This window comes from Veillonella sp. R32 (assembly GCF_010093125.1).
GTDB lineage: Bacteria > Bacillota > Negativicutes > Veillonellales > Veillonellaceae > Veillonella_A.
Window position 1 is genome coordinate 75635 of the sequence record NZ_NMZQ01000026.1, and the last position, 20807, is coordinate 96441.

Sequence of the window (20807 nt, forward strand, 5' to 3'; positions counted from 1 at the left end):
ATGACGATATTCAGAATACGAATTTATATAGTGATTTTGATAAAATTTCTATTTGGATTGGATAATTTAAAGAAGCCTAGCTATTTGTAGCGACCTTCAGAGCTTGACTCGTAGGAAGCAAAAATAGCTAGGCTTCTTCAAATTTGATACGGAATATAAATATATTAAAAATATAATATTATTCGTATTCTGAATAATAGAATGGAATTTAAATAATGACAAAACTAAGCTTATTACTCTGCCACAGTGTTTCCAAAAGTGGAGAAAAGGTGTATAATTAATACATATTCAAGAGATTCAATATAGTAGAAGCAAAGTGCATAAGTAGTATGCTAAACCTGAATAAACTATCAAAGTGTAGATGGTTATTGTAGCTCATATTAGGGAAAGGCGAGCGCACAGGGCTTCGCTATGGTAGAGTAAAGGAGATCAATATGTATGATGTAAAATCCTCCAAGGCGGAAGAGTTTATTAATCACGAAGAGATTTTAGATACCTTAGCATATGCTGAGGCCAATAAGGAAAACCGAGAGTTGCTCGATCAAATCTTGGCTAAAGCAGCCACTTATAATGGTCTTAACCACCGTGAAGCCGCTGTCTTATTGGAATGTCCATTGCCTGAGTATAAAGAAAAACTATTTGCTTTGGCAAAAGAAATTAAACAGAAAATTTATGGGGATCGCATCGTTTTATTTGCCCCTTTATATTTGTCTAACTATTGCGTAAATGGTTGTGTATATTGTCCATACCATGCTAAAAATCGTCACATTTCACGTAAGAAGTTAACCCAAGAACAAGTGCGTGAAGAAGTATTGGCCTTAGAAGCTATGGGGCATAAACGCATTGTTATTGAATCTGGTGAAGATCCTGTTAATAACCCATTGGAATACATTTTAGAATGTATTAATACTATTTACAGCATTAAAAACAAAAATGGTGAAATTCGCCGTGTTAATGTAAATATTGCTGCTTGTGAAGTGGAAGATTATAAAAAACTCCATGAAGCCGGTATTGGTACCTACACTTTGTTCCAGGAAACGTATAATAAAGAAAACTATGAAGCCCTTCATCCACATGGCCCTAAGAGCAATTATGCGTACCATACAGAAGCTATGGACCGCGCTATGAAAGGTGGCATTGATGATGTAGGGATTGGCGTATTATATGGTCTTGAACACTATCGTTATGATTTTGTTGGCTTGTTGATGCATGCTGAACATTTAGAAGCCGTATTTGGCGTAGGGCCACATACGATTAGTGTACCTCGTATTTGCCCAGCTGATGATATTGATGTAGATGATTTCAGTAATGCTGTACCTGACGATATTTTTGAAAAAATTGTTGCTTTAATTCGTGTTTCTACACCATATACTGGGATGATTATGTCTACCCGTGAAAGTCAACGTATGCGTGAACGTGGGTTGGCTCTTGGTATTTCCCAAATTAGTGGTGGTTCCCGTACGAGTGTAGGGGGCTATAAAGAAGAAGAATTACCAGAAGATAATTCGGCACAATTTGATACGAGCGATCGTCGTAGTTTGGATGAAATTGTGGATTGGTTGTTAGAATTGGGCTATGTACCAAGCTTCTGTACGGCTTGTTATCGCGCTGGCCGTACCGGTGACCGTTTCATGGCTTTGGCGAAGAGTGGTCAGATTCATAATTGTTGCCAGCCAAATGCTTTGATGACGCTTAATGAGTATTTGCTCGATTATGCATCGGATGAAACGAAAGCAACTGGTGAAGCGGTAATTGAAGAACAACTTCATAAGATTAAAAATGAAAAAGTTAAAGAAGCATCTACTAACTATATTAAGCAAATGGAACATGGGGAACGAGATTTCCGTTTCTAATAGTTTGGCTTTAAAAATTACGTGCAAGAATTATTGCTAAAAATTGCTTTTAAATACACCTTGATTAACGCAGAATGAGTGGTTATAAATTGATAATCACTCATTCTTTTTTACTTTTTTGAATGCGTCTTATTGAGAAAAAGAATAGAAAAGAGTTTAATTTAATCGATAAATGATGTATAATAAAATATATTGAGAATGATAATACACTATTGTAACAATAGGATTTTTAATATTGAGATTGAAATTCGATACCTGAATATATAAGTGAGACGAGATAGATATGAGACAGAGTAAAGCAAAACGATGGCGCTTAGCGTCAGGTGATGAACAAGCGGAACAGGCCTTGGTTCGTCATCTCGGGGTATACCCTGTAGTGGCTAAGTTATTAGTAAATCGGGGCATCGATACAGTAGCAGCTGGACAGGACTTTTTATATGGCACAGTGAATGATTTATTAGATCCTTACGATTTAAAAGGCATGGCTGAAGCGGTGCCTTTAATTCAAACAACCATTGAGGAACAACAACGCATTGTTGTATATGGCGATTATGATGTAGATGGCATTACGGCCACTTCCTTAATGTATCGCTTTTTAACACGTTGTGGCGCGAATGTGAGTTATTATATACCAGAACGACAAAGTGAAGGATATGGGCTTAATGCGGAGGCGTTAGAGCATATTATAGAGCAGGGGACGGAGCTTGTTATAACGGTAGACTGTGGGATTAGTTCGTATGATATTGTGGAAGCGGTGCGCCACCGTTTGACAATGATTATTACTGACCACCATACAGCACCGCCAGATATTCCACGAGCCGCGGCGGTTATTAATCATAAACAACCAGGTTGTTCCTATAGTGATAAGAATTTATCTGGCGTAGGGGTAGCATTTAAATTATGCCAAGCTATTTGGCGCGAACGTACGGGTGAAGCGTATTTAGATGATTTAGACATTGTGGCCTTAGGTACAGTGGCGGATGTGGTGCCCTTAGTGGGTGAAAATAGAATCATTGTGCGAGAAGGTCTTAAAAAGATGACGGAATCGCCTAATATAGGGATTGCAGCTTTAGTTGAAGTGGCTGGCTTAGGTGGCCGAAAATTGACGACTGGTCATATTGGTTTTACCTTGGCCCCTCGGCTGAATGCAGCGGGCCGTGTTACGCATGCTACACGAGCCGTGGAATTATTGATTACCACTGATCAAACAACGGCTAATTGTATAGCAGAGGAGCTACAAGCGACGAATCAAGAACGACAGCTTATTGAACGAGGTATCCATGAAGAGGCTCGTTTAGATGTAATTAATCAAGCAGAAGAGGCTTCAAAAGTCATTGTCGTAGCTGGCGAGGGATGGCACCCTGGGGTTATTGGGATTGTGGCCTCCCGTTTGGTGGAAGAGTTTTATCGACCAACCTTAGTTATTAGCATTCATGATGGTATTGGTAAAGGGTCTTGTCGTAGTATTGAGAATTGTAATATTTATGAAGCATTAAAATCGGCGGAAGATTTGTTATTACAATTTGGTGGTCATAAACAGGCCGCCGGCTTTAGCATTGCTGCTGAAAATATTCCTGCTTTACGGCAGCGGTTAACTGAATATTGTGAACAGCATTTAACGACGGAAGATTATGTGCCTATTATTGACATTGATACACCGTTAGAACCGGCGGAAGTGACTGTCGAGCTAGTTGATCAAATTGAAACCTTAGAGCCTTATGGCATGGGAAATAGTACACCTGTATTTGCCATTAATCCTATTGCCGTGCAAGATGTGTTCTTATTAGGGCAGCAGAAAAATCACTGTAAAATTATTTTACAGTCTCAAGTAGGCCCTTTGGATGCTATTATATGGCATGGCGCTGAGTATCATCGCGAAGTTTTTCCAGATGAACAAATTAAGGTGGCCTTTGCATTACAAAAAAATGAGTGGCAAGGGCGCGTTTCCCCACAATTAATGGTGCAAGATTTAGCTCTCTTAGGAGAACAGCGGGCACAATTGACGACGGAAGGCTTGCGGGAAATGTATGTAATTGTTCGTGGTGTATTCCGCAGTGCTACAGCACCGCGTTACATTGTGGAATCAGAAGTATTACATCGGCATCCGCAGAATCAAACCGATAAAGAGGCTATGTTAGCCTTGGATGTATTTAAAGAGTTAGGAATTTTACAAGAAGAAACGACGGAAGAAGGGATGGCCTTATACCGTTGGTGTCATGTAAAGGAAAAATTAGAATTGATTACGTCGCTGACGTTTTTAAAATATAGTGCCTAAGGAGGTGGGAGATATGTTAGAAAATGAAGAAGGCAAAGCGCTGGTGGATATGCCGACGTTTAATAAAGAAGTTGAATTAGCCCACCTTATGGAGATTGTAAGAGCCTATTTGGATGAAGCGGATTGTGAGCAGATTATGCGCGCTTTTGAAATGGCGGATAAAGCGCATGCACCGCAGAAACGGGCCTCTGGTGAGCCTTATATTTTACATCCGCTGGCAGTGGCTACCATTTTAGCGAATTTACAAATTGATGCGACCACTGTTATTGCTGCATTGCTTCACGATGTAGTGGAAGATACGGAGGTTACCTTAGAGCAAATTGAAGACGCTTTTGGTAAAGATGTGGCCTTTTTAGTGGATGGTGTAACTAAGTTAAATCAGTTCCAATACCACACGAAGGAGGACCAGCAATTAGAAAATTATCGTAAAATGATTTTAGCTATGGCTAAAGATGTGCGCGTTGTGGTTATAAAGTTAGGCGATAGATTGCATAATATGCGTACGCTAAAGCACATGCGCAGTGATAAACAAAAGCGGATTGCCCAAGAAACGCTAGAAATTTTTGCCCCTTTAGCGCATCGTTTAGGTATTTTTAATATTAAATGGGAACTGGAAGACTTATCGTTCCGTTATTTAGAGCCTGATAAATATTATGATTTAGTAGAGCAAATGCAAGAGAAACGGCATGTGCGCGAAGAAATTGTTAATGATACGATGGAACAGCTAAAGAAGGCCCTTGCTGATGCGAATATTAAAGCTGATGTAAAAGGCCGACCTAAGCATTTTTATAGTATTTATAAAAAAATGAAAAAGGATAATCGTGATTTGTCGCAAATTTACGATTTATACGCCGTGCGCGTTATTGTAGACACGATTCCTGATTGCTATGCAGTACTAGGCATTGTTCATAATTTGTGGAAACCATTACCATATCGTTTCAAAGATTATATTGCTATGCCTAAATCTAATATGTATCAATCCTTGCATACTACGATTATTGGCACTATGGGCCATTCAGTGGAAATTCAAATTCGCACATGGGATATGCACCGCGTTTCAGAATATGGGGTAGCCGCTCATTGGCGCTATAAAGAAGGGGCTAAGAATGGCGATAAGGATTTTGATCAGAAAGTGGGTTGGCTTCGTCAAGTACTCGAATGGCAGGATTCAAGTAATCCTAAAGAATTGGTAAATGCCTTAAAACTAGATGTATTTTCTGGGGAAGTCTTTGTATTTACACCGCGCGGTGATGTTTTAAAATTACCAAAAGGGGCTGTCCCTTTAGACTTTGCCTATCGCATTCATACCGATGTGGGCCATCGCTGTGTAGGGGCTAAAGTAAACGGCAAAATTGTATCTTTAGATTATACCTTACAAAATGGCGATATTGTTGATATTATTACGTCAAAAAATGGCAAACCAAGTTTAGATTGGCTGAATATTGTGGGCTCGACGGAAAGTAAGAGTAAGATTCGCAATTGGTTTAAGAAAGAAAATAAAGAAGAGAATGTCGTTAAAGGGCGGGAGTTACTGGAAAAAGAGGCTCGGCGCTTAAATTACGATTGGAAAGAGCTTAATAAACCAGGGCGATTAGATCAAATTGCGAAGGCTCTAAATGCTGGCAGTGACACGGAGCTATTATCGGCCGTGGGCTATGGTGGTATTCCCGTAAATTCCGTATTACTTCGCTTCGTTGATTTATATAAACGGGATTTAGCGAAGGAAGATAATCGGCGCGATACCATGGCCTTACTTGAGAAATTGCGGACTCACGAACCAGTGCGGCGTAAGAGCAGTACCGGTATTCTCGTCAATGGGGAACCGGATGTTATGGTCCGTATGGCTCGTTGTTGTAATCCGGTACCAGGCGATGAAGTGGTAGGCTATATTACTCGTGGTCGTGGTGTATCGGTGCATCGTGCTGATTGCCCCAATATTGGCCATACCCCAGAAGATGTGGATCGTATGATTGAAGTATCCTGGGATGTAGGTACACGGGAAAACTTCCATGTTGCTATTGATATTACGGCCTATGACCGTGGGGGTATGCTCATGGAAATTATGGCTTGTTTATCTGAAATGAAAATCAACATTGTAAATATTAATGCTAAAGTGGATGATACGAAGAATGCCAATATTAGCTTAGTTATTGAAATTCGCGACGTTTCAGAATTAGATTTTGTTATGACGAAGATACGCCGTATCCGTGATGTATATACGGTGCAGCGTGCTAATGGAGGCAGTTAATGAGAGCTGTAGTACAACGGGTGAGCGAAGCGTCGGTCACGGTGGCTGACACTAAAGTGGGGGCTATTACGACAGGCTTACTTGTCTTATTAGGGGTAGGTAAGGGCGATACAGAAGCAGATGCTAACTATTTGGCGGAAAAAATTGTTAATCTTCGTATTTTTGAAGATGAAGCAGAGAAGATGAATCTATCTCTCTTAGATGTAGGTGGTCAATTATTAGCCGTATCGCAGTTTACTTTGTATGGTGATGTGCGTAAGGGGCGTCGCCCTGGCTTTGATCAAGCGGCAGCGCCTGCCGAGGCCGAAGCTTTGTATGAAGTGTTTATTAAGCGCTGTCAGGCTTTGGGCGTTACTGTTGGAACGGGGCAATTTCAAACGCATATGATGGTATCCTTAGTAAATGACGGACCAGTAACCATTTTATTAGATAGTCAAAAGCAGTTTTAATAAGGCTTTATAACGAGTTAGTCTGTTTTATCTTATAAGTAGGAACTACTATAGTTCTTTACAGAGATTTTGGAGAGTGATGCCCATGAAATTATATCGTATGCCCTTAGGGCCATTAGGTACGAATTGTTATATTTTAGAAGAGGAAGCGACTCATCATTGTCTTGTGGTCGATCCCGGTGGTGATGGGGCGCAATTGGTAGCCTTACTTAAGGATAAAGGTTTAGTACCCCAAGCGGTGCTTTTGACTCATGGTCATGGTGACCATATTGGTGGCGTGCAGGACGTAGTTGATGCCTTTAAGGTGCCTGTGTACATTCATAGTGGTGATAAAGAGTTTCTTACTAATAGCGACTTAAATTTAAGTAGTGCTATGGGCCTTAATGTACAGGTGCATGGAGATATTCAGTTAGTGAAGGCAGAGGACGTTATTTCCTTAGGTGACCATCAGTTTACGGTTATTGAAACGCCAGGCCACACGCCCGGGGGTGTCTGCTATTATGGGGAAGGCTTATTATTAGCAGGTGATACTTTATTTCAAGAGTCTATTGGCCGTACAGATTTTCCTCGTAGTAGCTATGAGGATTTAATTGAGGCTATTAAAACAAAGCTCTATGCACTGCCTGAGAAAACGGTTGTGTATCCCGGTCATGGCCCTGAAACGACGATAGGCCATGAAAAAACCTATAATCCCTTTGTTCGTTAGGCGGTGAGTAGGTATGTTTAAGAAATCAACCCAGTATTGGTTACGCGTGGTGTTGATTGTACTGGCGGCCATCTTTTTATGGGCTATCATTCCTGTACTTTGGCCCTTGATTGTATCGTTTATTTTTGCGTTAATCTTATTGCCCATTGTCAATGGCATTCAAGATTATATGCGACATCGATTAGGCTATACGTGGTTTCCACGGTGGCTCGCTATTTTGCCAGCTTTTTTATTGGTAGTCTTAGTAGCGGCCTTAGTTATTCAATTTATTATTTTACCTTTTATTGTAGAATTTACACGCTTATTAAATAACTTACCGTATTTAATTTCGCAATTGATTGTATTGTGGCAAAATCTTACGGCTGGTCAATGGGTAGCCTTGCCACCGCAAGTGGATGCGATTGTAATGAACACCTTAGCCCGTATTAGTGCGTATGGTGTAGAGCTAGCGCAGCGTGGTATTTTTGCTATTTTCTCCATTGCTACCACTATGCTAGAGTTTCTCTTAGTACCGATTATGACCTTCTATTTGTTAAAGGATGGTCGACGTTTAAAAACTAAGGTCTTATCTATTTTTGCACCGCCTCATAATCGGTATTTATTAGATGTGGTCAATCAAATTCACCGCACCATGGGTGGTTATTTGCGCGGGCAACTTGTACTAGCAACTAATATGTTTTGCATTACGTTGATTGTCACATACATATATGATTTACCATATCCCTTAGTATTGGCTTTATTAGCGGCTATTGCGGAATGGATTCCAATTATTGGTCCTATTGTGAGTGCTGTGCCAGCTATTGTATTGGCCTCTTTAGTAGGTCCTGCCTTAGTAATCAAAGTAGTGATTACCTATGCTATTATTCAGTTAATTGACGGACAGATTGTTATGCCTAAAATAATGGGGCATGTAATTAAACTGCATCCGTTAGTTATATTAACCGTCATTTTTGTAGGTGGTTATTTTTACGGTATCATTGGCATGATGACAGCGGTGCCACTTACAGCAATGTTACAAATTGTGCTTACAAAGCTTTGGTATTTTAATTCGTTTTACAAAAAGGATGGGAACGTATGAACACGACATTAGAAAAATTAAAAGAACGTATCAAAGACAAAAAGTATAAATTGACGACGCAACGTCAAACAATTCTTCAAGCCTTTATTGATGCTGAAGAAAAACATCTTTGTGCTGAAGATGTGTATGTATTGGTAAAAGCAGTCGCTCCAGATATTGGGTTAGCTACTATTTATCGTACCTTAGATTTGTTTACAGAACTTGATTTGTTGAAACGCTTAGATTTTGGCGATGGCCGTAATCGTTATGAGTTAAATGATGAAGAATTTGCTCATTTCCATCATCATTTAATTTGTGTGAAATGTGGTTGCGTTAAAGAATTTGAAGATGATATGTTAGAAACCTTAGAATCGATTATTGCTAAAAAACTTAATTTTAAAACTATCGATCATCAGTTAAAAGTATATGGCTATTGTGGCGATTGCCAAGAAAAAATGAAAGCGGAAGAGGAAGCTGAGGCTGCTCAAAAAGGTGAATAAGTTAACATATTCCTATCGCGGGCCATTACCGCTAGGTAGTGTGGTCGCCCATTATTGTGGCGCTGCTGGATTAACGACATATAAGGAAGGGTCTACCTGGCTATTAGTAGGAGAGGAACAGGCTACACAGTATAGCTTAGCGGTTTATGAGAACGGTACGCTACAAGCTACCTTTACAGGTTCTCTTACGAATGAAGGGCGTTTGCACATTGGTGGGCAGCTACTCCGCCTTTTGCGGACTCATCAGGGGTTAGCGCCTTTAGGGGATTGGGGCACTTTAGTAGGTGTTCGGCCGACGAAGTTGTTCCATAAGTTGTGGGACCAATTAGGCTCTGCTGAAGCGGCGGTAGAACGTTTGCGTACCCAATATGAAGTAACGGAGCCTAAGCTGTCGTTATTAGCGCAAGTGACTGGCTTACAACGACCTTATGTAGTACCGTCAGCTGATAGCGATCGCTTAGTCAGTGTGTATGGTGGGATCCCGTTCTGCCAAACGCACTGCACCTATTGCTCCTTTCCGTATGGGCTTCTTCAAGATTATAAGCGAGTACCTCAATTTGTAGAGGCCTTTGTAGCCGATAGTGAGCATTTGCAAAGCCTCTTAGCCACGTATCACTTACAGTTAGCTACGCTCTATGTAGGTGGTGGTACACCTACGAGTTTAGGTGAGGCTGATTTTGAAGCGGTAATTACCGCCTTAGCTAAACTGCTAGCGTATAGTCGCACTGCGGAAGCCTTAGAATTTACGGTGGAAGCAGGGCGACCAGACTCGGTAACACCTTATAAATTGCAAACTATGGCGCGACAAGGGGTTAATCGCATTAGTATTAATCCGCAAAGTATGCAGGATTCTATTTTAAAAGCCATCGGCCGGGGCCATACGGCACAGGCTATTAAGGATTTATATGAATATGTTCGCCTGCATACGCCGTTTCAGGTAAATATGGACTTTATTGCTGGTTTGCCATATCAGCAAGAAGTGCATATGATAGAAAATATGGATTATGTTTGTCAGGCTATGCCTGAAAATGTTACAATTCATACATTGGCGTTAAAGCGAGGCAGTCCCTTATATGAGGGGGTTGGTCGTGAAGCTATGCCTGAGGAAAAGGCGGTACAGGCTATGGTAGCGTATTGTAAAGAGCGCTTGGAAGCCGCTGGTTATGTACCGTATTATGTGTATCGTCAACAATATATGACGAGTCAAACTGAGAATATTGGCTATACCTTGCCTGGTCATGTGTGTGAATATAATATTCGAATCATGGAAGAACGGCAGAGTATTTTGTCGGTAGGACCAGGAAGCTCTTCCAAATGGATGCGAGCCCCTGAATATCGACAGTTACAACAACATATGCCAAAAGATGTATCCGTATACATTGATACTATGGATACATTACTGGGTAAACGAAGTCAATTATGTAAACAATTTTGGGAGGGATAATCATGGGAATTCAAAAGCCACGGGGCACACAGGACTTGTTGCCTAATGTGATAGGCAATTGGCGCTATGTTGAAGATCGAATTCGTCGCATTTGTAAAGCTTATGGCTTTGATGAAGTGCGTACGCCGATTTTTGAAGAAACAGGCCTCTTTTTACGTGGTATTGGTGAAACGACTGACGTAGTACAAAAAGAAATGTATTCATTCCCTACAGGGGATAAAAAAGAGCAAACCTATACATTGCGTCCTGAAAACACAGCGTCGGCTGTTCGTGCTTACTTAGAAAATAAAGTATATGGGCAAGAAAATTTAACAAAATGGTTCTACATTGGGCCTATGTTTCGCCACGATAAACCACAAGCTGGTCGCTATCGTCAGTTCCACCAATTTGGTGTGGAAGTGCTTGGTACACAAGCGCCTGCTACCGATGCGGAAGTTATTTTGATGGTATTACAGCTATTTAAAGACTTCGGTTTGCAGGATTTAAGTGTACAGGTCAATTCGGTAGGTTGTCCGAATTGTCGGCCAGCGTATCGTGAGAAATTAATTGCTTTCTTTGAACCAAAGAAAGAGCAGCTCTGTGAAGATTGCCAATCTCGTTTATACAAAAATCCATTGCGTATTTTGGATTGTAAGGAAGAAACTTGTAAAGCCTTATCTGTAGGAGCTCCTGAAATTCATGAAAATCTTTGTGAAGAATGTTCTGATCACTTTACACAATTACAAAAATTCTTAACCGCTGCGGATGTAAATTATGTCGTAAATCCTCGCTTAGTACGTGGTTTAGATTACTATACTAAAACAGCTTTTGAAGTGCAGTATGCCCCATTAGGTTCTCAAAGTGCCGTAGCTGGCGGTGGCCGTTATGATGGACTCGTAGAAGAACTAGATGGTCCTCATACACCAGCCGTTGGCTTTGCTATGGGGATTGAACGCTTGTTATTGGCTCTTGAGAAACAAGGCTTATTGCCAGAAGAAACTGTGGATCCATCGGTATTCGTAGTGGCTTTAGGTGAGGCGGCTCAAGTAGCTGGTTTTAAAATGGTCAACACACTTCGTCAGGCATATATTAAGGCTGCCATGGATGGCGAAGGGAAGAGCATGAAAAGTCAGTTAAAACATGCTAACAAAATTAATGCAAAATGTGTTATTATAGTGGGTGATGACGAATTAGCTCGTGGCGAAGCCATTATTCGTGATATGGAAAGCAGCGAGCAAGAAACCGTGGCATTATCTGAAGTAGTGGCACGAGTAACTTCACTAGTGAAAGGATGACAATAATGGAAACAATGAAGGGATTGCACCGTACCCATGGTTGCGGTACTATCAGCGAAGAACAAGTAGGTAAGGAGGTTGTTCTTTGTGGTTGGGTAGAACGCCGTCGTGACCATGGCGGGTTAATCTTTATTGATTTGCGTGACCGCTCTGGGGTAGTCCAGATTGTAGCATCACCAGATCATAATTTAGAATCATTCCACAAAGCAGAAGATGTACGTAGTGAATATGTACTTTGCGTGCGTGGTAAAATTACTGAACGCGATGCAGACGCTATCAATCCAAATTTAGCAACTGGTCGTTATGAAATGTATTGCGAAGAGCTTCGTGTATTAAATGCATCCAAAACACCACCATTCTATATTCAAGATAATATTGATGTAGATGAAAACATTCGTTTAAAATACCGTTATTTGGACCTTCGCCGTCCTGAAATGCAACGCAATTTAATTTTGCGTCACCGTGTAACTAAAGCAATGCGTGACTTCCTCGATTCTCGTGATTTTCTTGAAATCGAAACCCCAATGCTTACTAAGAGCACACCAGAAGGGGCACGTGACTATTTAGTACCGTCCCGTGTTAATGCAGGTACTTTCTATGCGTTGCCACAGTCTCCACAGATTTTTAAACAAATCTTGATGGTAGCTGGTTATGAAAAATATTTCCAAATTGCTCGTTGCTTCCGTGATGAAGATTTGCGTGCAGACCGTCAACCTGAATTTACGCAGCTTGACTTAGAAATGAGCTTTATCGATCAGGAACAAATTTTAGCTACCTTAGAAGGCTTAATTAAACATGTCTTTAAAGTAGCTATGGATATTGATGTGCCAGTACCAATGCCTCGTATCACTTGGGACGAAGCTATGGATAAATATGGTTCTGATAAACCAGATTTACGCTTTGGCATGGAATTTACCGATGTTACTGATTTAGTACGAACTACTGAATTTAAAGTATTCCGTTCGGTTATCGACAATGGTGGCGTTGTAAAAGGGATTGTAGTACCTGGCGATGCAGGGATTCCACGTCGTGAATTGGATGATTTAGTAACTTATGTAAACCAATATGGGGCTAAAGGTCTTGCTTGGGCTTGCTTCAACGAAGATGGGACAATTAAATCCCAGATTATGAAGTTCTTAGGGGAAGATACAATTCGTGCGATTGGTGAAAAAATGGCCGCTAAACCAGGTGACTTGGTGCTTATGATTGCTGATAAACCAGCGGTTGTAGCGAAAGCCTTAGGCGAACTTCGCCTTGAAATGGGTCGCCGTATGAACCTTATTGATGAAGATAAATTAGCCTTTACTTGGGTAACCGACTTCCCTATGTTTGAGTATGATGAAGAAGAAAAACGCTATGTAGCGATGCATCATCCATTCACATCGCCTCGTGAAGAAGATATGGATAAATTAGAGTCCAATCCAGCAGCTGTTAAAGCCATTGCCTATGACATGGTATTAAATGGCGTTGAAATTGGTGGCGGTAGCCTTCGTATTTATCAATCTGACGTACAAGAAAAAGTATTTAAAGCAATTGGTCTTACGGAAGAAGAAAGCCGTAGCAAATTCGGTTTCATGTTGGATGCGTTCCAATTTGGGGCACCTCCGCATGGCGGTTGTGCTTTTGGCCTTGATCGTTTAGTAATGCTTATGGCGAAACGTCAGTCTATCCGCGACGTAATTGCATTCCCTAAAACGCAGAGTGCTGCTGACCTTATGAGTCAAGCTCCATCTACGGTAGCTCCAAAACAACTTCGCGAATTGCATATTAAAACAAATACAGAAAAAGAAAAATTAGTATAATCTTAGTAGGCAGGTGTGACCCTTAAAGTAGTAATAAGGTCTTGGCCCTATAGGCTAGATTGCTAGGCTACACTTAGAAGTTAGACTTCTAGGCTAGTACTTTTAGGTCTACCAGCCTTTGATATATGCTAAATCTATATCAGTCGTTTGTTTCAAGACCTTGAAATAAACGACTGATTTTGTTAATATAGTAGTAAAGAAACACCCCTGCTGTGTGCGTGTGGTATCGCAGTTTTGAGCCAACATTATTACATCGGGAGCCTGGACTCTTGTAATGGCGCTATGCCTGCAAAGGACAGTAAGATTACAAGGAGGGCACCCACCTGCTATCGCAGGATCAAAACACGGTACATATACGGCATGGTGGGGCTCTTATAAGCCGCCTTAGGGCGGTTTATTTTTTTTATGCAAAATTAGAGTATAATAGAAGCAAAGACATATAGTTTATTGAGCTATAGTGTATGGAGAGGTAGCTTACAGAATATAGCTTACCTAGAGTTAAAATATAACTAATATAGATGTAGTTGTTAAAAATATAGTTTGCTGGGATAGAAGGAGAGTTTGACCATGGATAGTTTATTTGCTGAATATGAGCCGAAGCGCTTTGAACCACTCGCAGTCCGTCTTAGACCTACTTCATTAGATCATTTTTATGGACAAGAAAAAGCCGTAGGGAAAGGTAGCTTTTTACGTGCCATGATTGAAAAAGATACAATTCCTTCTTTATTGTTTTATGGTCCTTCGGGGACGGGGAAGACAACCTTAGCGGGGATTATTGCGGCTATGACACATAGTCAATTTGTCGTATTGAATGCTACGAATGCAGGGATTGGCGAGCTGAGAGCCATTATTGATACGGCGCGTAAGACAATACAGAATTTACAACAGCGCACAATTTTATTTCTCGATGAAATTCATCGGTTCAACAAGAGTCAACAAGATGTGTTATTGCCTTGCGTAGAAGACGGTACGATTATCTTGATTGGTGCTACAACGGAAAATCCTTTTTTTGAAGTGAATCGCCCTTTATTATCACGGCTCCGTTTGATTACCTTAGAAACCTTGACTCCAGAGGCTGTTGTGAAGGTGTTGCAACGAGCCTTAACAGATGAAGAACATGGTTTAGGGAAACAACACATTATAGCGACTTCTGAAGTGTTACGAGAAGTAGGTCTTTTTGTCAATGGTGATGCCCGGATGGCACTTAATATATTGGAACAAGCTAGTGCTATGTTAGAACCAGGGGGGACACTTACGTTAGATATATTGGAGCGTGTCGTAGGTCGGCGAATTTATAGTTATGACAAAAAAGGGGATAATCACTACGATACCATTTCAGCGTTTATTAAAAGTATGCGTGGCTCTGATCCACAAGCAGCCGTCTATTATTTAGCACGGATGATTGAAGCGGGGGAAGATCCTAATTTTATAGCGCGTCGTATTGTGATTTGTGCGGCTGAAGATGTGGGCTTAGCAGATCCACAAGCATTGGTAGTGGCTAATGCGGCCGCTCAAGCAGCCCATTTAGTAGGTTTTCCAGAAGCACAAATTATATTGTCAGAGGCCGTGTTGTATGTAGCCTTAGCGCCTAAGAGCAATAGTGCGTACATGGCGATTGCTGCAGCCACTAATGATGTACGGCACTACGAACATGGGGAAGTGCCAGCTCATTTGCGAGATGCTCATTATAGTGGAGCTGGTAAATTGGGCCATGGGGTGACTTATAAATATGCTCATGATTATCCTAATGATTATCCTAATGGTTATGTGAAGCAGCAGTATTTGCCAACAGCCTTAAAAGACCGTATATACTATGAAGGCATTGCGCGTGGTCGTGAGAAAGAATTATTAACACTTTGGAGCGAACGTACAGGCGGTAAAACTTCTAAAAAGTAGTCGAAGTGTGGTATAATAAAATGCTAAGGTATTTATTTTAATAACATTTGATTGCAAGGTTGAGGTGTACACATAGATTATGGCGGAACAAAAGGAACGAGCGAAGGCGGCGCCTCGTAAAACAACGACGAAGCGCAAGACTACAACCTCGTCACGAACAACAAAAAAAGAGGCAACAGCTAATAAGGCTCCTAAAATTCGTAAAGAAGTACGAGGACTTTTTACGATGCTATTTGCTGTTGTTGCTTTTTTAGGTATGTTTAATATTACATCGGGCACCGTGGTCGATGTAATTGCTGGTATATTTAAATATGGTTTTGGTTTTGGTGGTCTTATTCCCTGTCTATATGTAGGGTATGTAGGATGGCGTATTTTATACGCTGATGAAGGCTTTAGTTTCAGTAAACGAGGCGTATTACTTAGCTTAGTTTACATGTTTGGAATTGCCCTAGTTACTTTATTATTGGCTGATTCAGGGCAAGAGTTACTAACTACTAAAATTGCTACTCAAGGGGGCGTTGTAGGTGGCTTAATTGCTGTGTTATTACGAACCCTGCTAGGCAATGTAGGGGCTATTGTAGTAGCAGTTGTTGTTATTTTAGGGCTTCTATTATTGATTTATCAAATTTCGTTGCGCACGGGCTTACATAAAGCCAAAGAAAAAACAGATGCAGGCTTAGAAATTGCTCGCAATATTACCGAAGAAACGGTTCATCAAGCTAAAGAGCGCTATACGGAATGGAAAGAACAACAAGCAGAAAAACGCCGAGCGTATAATCAGGAAAAAGATGAACGCTTTACTAAAAGTGCAGCGGCTGAAGCTATTGCCAATGCAGCGCAAGTATCAGCGGAAGCTAAGGCGGAAGCAAGGGCTTTAATGGAGGCTGAATCGGCTGAGGTAAGTGAGCCTATTGAATCATCAGTAGATTCTAATCAAATTAAAGAAGTATTAGCTGCTAAAGGACATGACTATACCGCTAATTATGAGGAGGATGACGAGGAAGAGTTAGAAGCACCGCCATTTTTGCAAGGTCGTGTAGGTCGTACGGAAGATTTTACGACTTCACATTTAGTTTCTTCAGCGTTTTCTGCTTCTTCAGAATACGTAACTAGTTCTGCCATGGCTACGGAAGCAAATACGATGGCTAGTACATCAGTACCTGCGGCGGAAGCTACTCCAGATACGGCGACTTTGGCAGAAGAACTGGCTGTGGAAACTAGTCCGGCTGAAACGTCTTCCTATAGTGCAGCCAATACCTTGGCTGCGCCAGTAGCCTCGAATACGGCCAGTTTAGCACCTATGCAAGCGGTGCCAACTATGGAGGGAACTGAGGAAGATACGGCTGCCGTAGCGGTAACTGTAGGTGGTGCGCCTAAGCCACGACGCATTGAGTTGCCATATCGCTTCCCATCTTTAACTATGTTATCTAAGGGAACTGTGAATCCAGTGACGGGGCAGGAAGTAACGCATAATGTTACCATATTAGAGGAAACTCTAAAGAGTTTTGGCGTTACGGCTCATGTAGTTAATGCCACGCAAGGGCCAACGGTTACCCGTTATGAATTAGAACCAGCGCCAGGGACGAAAGTAAGTCGCATTTTAAATCTATCTGACGATTTAAAAATGGCGTTGGCCGCCATTGATATTCGAATTGAAGCACCAATTCCAGGTAAATCAGCCATAGGGATTGAAGTACCAAACAAAAATGTAACGGCCGTCCATTTACGGGATGTATTAGAAGCAGAAAAATTCCAAAAAGCTCGTGGCGGTATACCTGTAGGGCTTGGTAAAGATATTGCTGGGGAAGCAGTTATTACGGACCTAGCTAAAATGCCTCATTTATTGGTAGCTGGCTCCACAGGTTCTGGTAAATCCGTCTGTGTCAATACTTTAATTTCTAGTATCTTATTTAGTCGCAAACCAAGTGAAGTACAGCTTATTTTAGTAGACCCTAAAATGGTGGAATTATCCGTGTATAATGGGATTCCTCATTTGAAGGTTCCTGTTGTAACCGATATGAAAAAAGCGGCGGCTGTATTGCGCTGGGCTGTTCGGGAAATGGAAGCGCGTTACTTAGCAATGTCGGAAAATGGTGTGCGTAATATTAGCGGTTTTAATGAACGCTACCCGGATAAAGCAATGCCACTTATTTTGATTATTATTGATGAGTTGGCTGACTTAATGATGACCGCTCCTGATGTGGAAGAAGCGATTAATCGTTTGGCCGCAAAAGCTCGTGCAGCGGGGATTCATATGGTATTAGCTACGCAGCGCCCATCGGTTAATGTCATTACGGGGACGATTAAGGCCAATGTACCAAGCCGTATTTCCTTTGCGGTAGCAACACAGATTGATTCGCGTACCATTCTTGATATGGCAGGGGCAGAAAAACTCCTCGGTAAAGGGGATATGCTATTCAATCCAATTGGCGCTAATAAGCCAATTCGTATTCAAGGGGCCTTTATTTCGGATGAAGAAGTAGAAGAGTTAGTGGCGTTTGTTAAGCAACAAGGACGGCCAGACTATGATGAAACCATTGTAGAAGAAGTGGAACATGAAACCGCTGAAGAAGCCGAGCAGGCTTCGGAAGAACAAGATGAACTATTGGAACGAGCTGTAGAGCTTGTTATTACGGTAGGTCAAGGGTCTACGTCGATGCTCCAACGCCGTTTTAGAATCGGCTATTCAAGAGCGGCCCGTTTAATTGATACGATGGAAGAAAAGCACATTATTGGGTCTGCTAACGGCAGTAAGCCAAGGGATGTATTGATGACCATGGAAGAGGCTAAAGCTAAGTATTTTTCAAAATAAGGAGGTAGACCTTGTCAACCATTGGGGAAGAGCTACGGCGCGAACGTAATCGCCGTGGATTGACCATTAAAGATATTGAACAGGTGCTTCACATACGAGCCGCTTATTTAGAAGCTATTGAAGAGGATAATTATAAAATTATTCCTGGCGATGTATATGTGAAGGGCTTTATAGGCAATTATGCAGATTTGCTGGGCCTTGAACGGCATCGCATGGTTGACCGTTATAAAAGCCTTATTGGTGAACCGTTGGGAGTACCGTTAAGGCGCATGAAACCACGCAAATTAGCACCCCATGAAGAGGTGGAGCGTGAAGTAGATAAAGTAGTACCACGGTCAAAACGTTTAAGCTATACGTCTAGGCAACAACGCCGGCAAAAAACATTAGCTCAAGAACGGTTAGCTGTAGGGGTTATTTCAATTTGTATTATTGTATTTTTAGGTTGGTTATTTTTTGTATAAATCTAAGTTGGTTATAGTTAAATCAAGGAGATATGTGTAGTGAGCGACTTTTTAATTACGGAACGGGCAGAGATGGAGGCACGAGGTTGGGCAGAGCTTGATTTTGTACTCGTAACGGGTGATGCCTATGTAGATCATCCGTCATTTGCTGGTAGTGTGATTGGCCGATTATTAGAGCACCATGGCTATCGAGTGGGGCTCATTGCACAGCCTGATTGGAACGATGTAGAGGCTTTTAAAGTATTGGGGAAGCCCCGTTTGGCATCACTTGTGACGGCTGGCAATTTAGATTCTATGTTAAACAAATTCACGGCTGCTAAGAAATATCGCCACAATGATGATTATTCACCAGGTGGTGAAAGTGGTCATCGTCCTGATCGTGCCACTTTAGTATATGCGAATCGCATGCGTGAAGCATACCGTGATGTGCCAGTGGTGATTGGCGGGATTGAGGCGAGCCTGCGTCGCTTTGCTCATTATGACTACTGGTCTGATACGGTGCGCCGCTCTATTTTGACTGATAGTAAAGCGGATGTATTGATTTATGGTATGGGTGAGAAGCAGATTTTAGAAATTGCTAAGGCCCTAGATGAAGAACGATTAATAGAGGCTTTGCCAGACATTAAAGGTATTTGCTATATGGCCAAAGATATACCAGCAGGTAAGGTTGTAGAATGTCCAGCCTATGAAACGGTTAAAAAAGATAAAGTACAGTTTGCTGAAGCGTTTCGCCAACAATACTTAGAGCAAGATCCCTTTATTGGTAAAACGGTGGTACAGCGCCACGGGGATCGCTATGTGGTGCAAAACAGTCCAGCCTTGCCATTAACACAAACGGAAATGGATGAAGTGTATAATTTACCGTTTTCGCGCCGTTGGCATCCTCGTTACGATGCTAAAGGTGGGGTGCCCGCTTTACGGGAAGTACAATTTAGCTTAGTTAGTCATCGCGGTTGTTTTGGTAGTTGTTCTTTCTGCGCCATTACGAGTCATCAAGGGCGTATTATTCAGAACCGGAGTCATGAATCTTTGATTGGGGAAGCTGAGCGGATGATTGCTATGCCTGATTTTAAAGGATATATTCATGATGTAGGCGGACCTACCGCTAATTTCCGTCATCCAGCCTGTGCGAAACAAAGCACATTAGGTGCGTGCCCTGGTAAAAATTGTGCGGCCCCTCATGCTTGTGAGTGTTTAGATACGAGCCATGATGACTATTTAACTTTATTGCGCAAATTGCGCAAGCTAAAAGGCGTAAAGAAAGTATTTGTGCGTTCTGGTTTGCGATATGATTATGTATTAGAAGATAATAATCGACAGTTTGTCAAAGAATTATGTGAACATCATGTAAGTGGCCAGTTAAAGGTGGCACCAGAGCATGTATCTGAACGGGTAACGGAGATTATGGGAAAGGCGGATAAAGCGACCTTTCTTAAATTTAAGGATTGGTTTGATACAGCAAATAAACAGTTGGGGAAAAAACAATTCTTAGTGCCTTATTTTATGAGTTCTCATCCTGGATGTACCTTGAATGATGCGATTGAATTGGCTGAATTTTTACGAGACCAAGGTATGACGCCAGAACAGGTGCAAGACTTTATTCCTACCCCAGGTAGCTTGTCTACCGCCATGTATTATACGGGCATTCATCCCCTGACTGGCGAAGCGGTGTATGTAGCTAAAAATGGCCGTGATAAAGCGATGCAGCGGGCGTTAATGCAATATAAGAATCCTGATAATTATAAATTGGTCCATGAAGCGCTGACTAAAGCGGGACGGACTGATTTGATTGGTTTTGGACCACAGTGTTTGATTCCACCAAGACCAATAAAAAGTATGGCTAAGGGGAAACCGAATACACAAGGCTCTGGTAAAGGCAGATATAAGAGTGAAACTCGAAGTACGATAGGGCGTTCGCGTGGTAAGGCAAAGACGAACGGCCGTGGCGAAATTAGTATAAGTAAAGGGACGAAACAGCGGAATTTTACTAGAAAACAACGTCCTTAATGTGTCATAATGGAGGCAGGTAA

General features: G+C 41.6%; 14 protein-coding genes and 1 other RNA gene. All 15 read left to right on the top strand.

Annotated elements, in window-relative coordinates; translation table 11 throughout:
• Positions 1-434 precede the first annotated feature (434 nt).
• The 15 genes from hydG to VER_RS06710 all read left to right on the top strand — a co-directional run bounded on the left by hydG (position 435) and on the right by VER_RS06710 (position 20784).
• Positions 435-1853 (top strand): [FeFe] hydrogenase H-cluster radical SAM maturase HydG, encoded by a 1419-nt coding sequence (hydG, locus tag VER_RS06640; protein ID WP_162100077.1) that lies wholly within the window; start codon positions 435-437, stop codon positions 1851-1853.
• Positions 1854-2136: 283 nt separating this feature from the next.
• Complete coding sequence (recJ, locus tag VER_RS06645) at positions 2137-4128, top strand: single-stranded-DNA-specific exonuclease RecJ (protein WP_162100078.1); 1992 nt, start codon at positions 2137-2139, stop codon at positions 4126-4128.
• 13 nt (positions 4129-4141) lie between these two features.
• Positions 4142-6376, top strand: a complete 2235-nt coding sequence (locus VER_RS06650; RefSeq protein ID WP_162100079.1) for a bifunctional (p)ppGpp synthetase/guanosine-3',5'-bis(diphosphate) 3'-pyrophosphohydrolase — start codon at positions 4142-4144, stop codon at positions 6374-6376.
• Entirely contained in the window at positions 6376-6825 is a 450-nt protein-coding gene (gene dtd / locus VER_RS06655; protein WP_162100080.1) for a D-aminoacyl-tRNA deacylase, read from the top strand. The genes VER_RS06650 and dtd overlap by 1 nt, the downstream gene beginning before the upstream one ends.
• An 85-nt stretch (positions 6826-6910) precedes the next feature.
• Entirely contained in the window at positions 6911-7531 is a 621-nt protein-coding gene (locus tag VER_RS06660) for an MBL fold metallo-hydrolase (protein WP_162100081.1), read from the top strand.
• 13 nt (positions 7532-7544) lie between these two features.
• Positions 7545-8609 (top strand): AI-2E family transporter, encoded by a 1065-nt coding sequence (locus tag VER_RS06665; RefSeq protein WP_162100082.1) that lies wholly within the window; start codon positions 7545-7547, stop codon positions 8607-8609.
• Positions 8606-9088 (top strand): Fur family transcriptional regulator, encoded by a 483-nt coding sequence (locus VER_RS06670; protein WP_115311026.1) that lies wholly within the window; start codon positions 8606-8608, stop codon positions 9086-9088. Before VER_RS06665 ends, VER_RS06670 begins: the two co-directional genes overlap by 4 nt.
• Entirely contained in the window at positions 9081-10532 is a 1452-nt protein-coding gene (gene hemZ / locus VER_RS06675) for a coproporphyrinogen dehydrogenase HemZ (RefSeq protein ID WP_162100083.1), read from the top strand. Before VER_RS06670 ends, hemZ begins: the two co-directional genes overlap by 8 nt.
• A gap of 2 nt (positions 10533-10534) precedes the next feature.
• Positions 10535-11806, top strand: coding sequence for a histidine--tRNA ligase (gene hisS, locus VER_RS06680; protein ID WP_162100084.1), 1272 nt, complete (start codon positions 10535-10537; stop codon positions 11804-11806).
• Positions 11807-11811: 5 nt separating this feature from the next.
• Positions 11812-13608 carry an aspartate--tRNA ligase gene (aspS, locus tag VER_RS06685; RefSeq protein WP_162100085.1) on the top strand — a complete coding sequence of 599 codons (1797 nt, stop codon included), beginning with the start codon at positions 11812-11814 and terminating at the stop codon, positions 13606-13608.
• Between the two features lie 201 nt (positions 13609-13809).
• Positions 13810-13982: non-coding RNA, 6S RNA (ssrS, locus tag VER_RS06690), on the top strand.
• 193 nt (positions 13983-14175) lie between these two features.
• On the top strand, positions 14176-15504 hold the full coding sequence (locus tag VER_RS06695) for a replication-associated recombination protein A (protein WP_162100086.1): 1329 nt from the start codon (positions 14176-14178) through the stop codon (positions 15502-15504).
• 79 nt (positions 15505-15583) lie between these two features.
• Positions 15584-18316 (top strand): DNA translocase FtsK, encoded by a 2733-nt coding sequence (locus tag VER_RS06700; protein ID WP_162100087.1) that lies wholly within the window; start codon positions 15584-15586, stop codon positions 18314-18316.
• Between the two features lie 11 nt (positions 18317-18327).
• Positions 18328-18777 carry a helix-turn-helix transcriptional regulator gene (locus VER_RS06705; RefSeq protein ID WP_162100088.1) on the top strand — a complete coding sequence of 150 codons (450 nt, stop codon included), beginning with the start codon at positions 18328-18330 and terminating at the stop codon, positions 18775-18777.
• Between the two features lie 39 nt (positions 18778-18816).
• On the top strand, positions 18817-20784 hold the full coding sequence (locus tag VER_RS06710; protein ID WP_162100089.1) for a YgiQ family radical SAM protein: 1968 nt from the start codon (positions 18817-18819) through the stop codon (positions 20782-20784).
• Positions 20785-20807 lie beyond the last annotated feature (23 nt).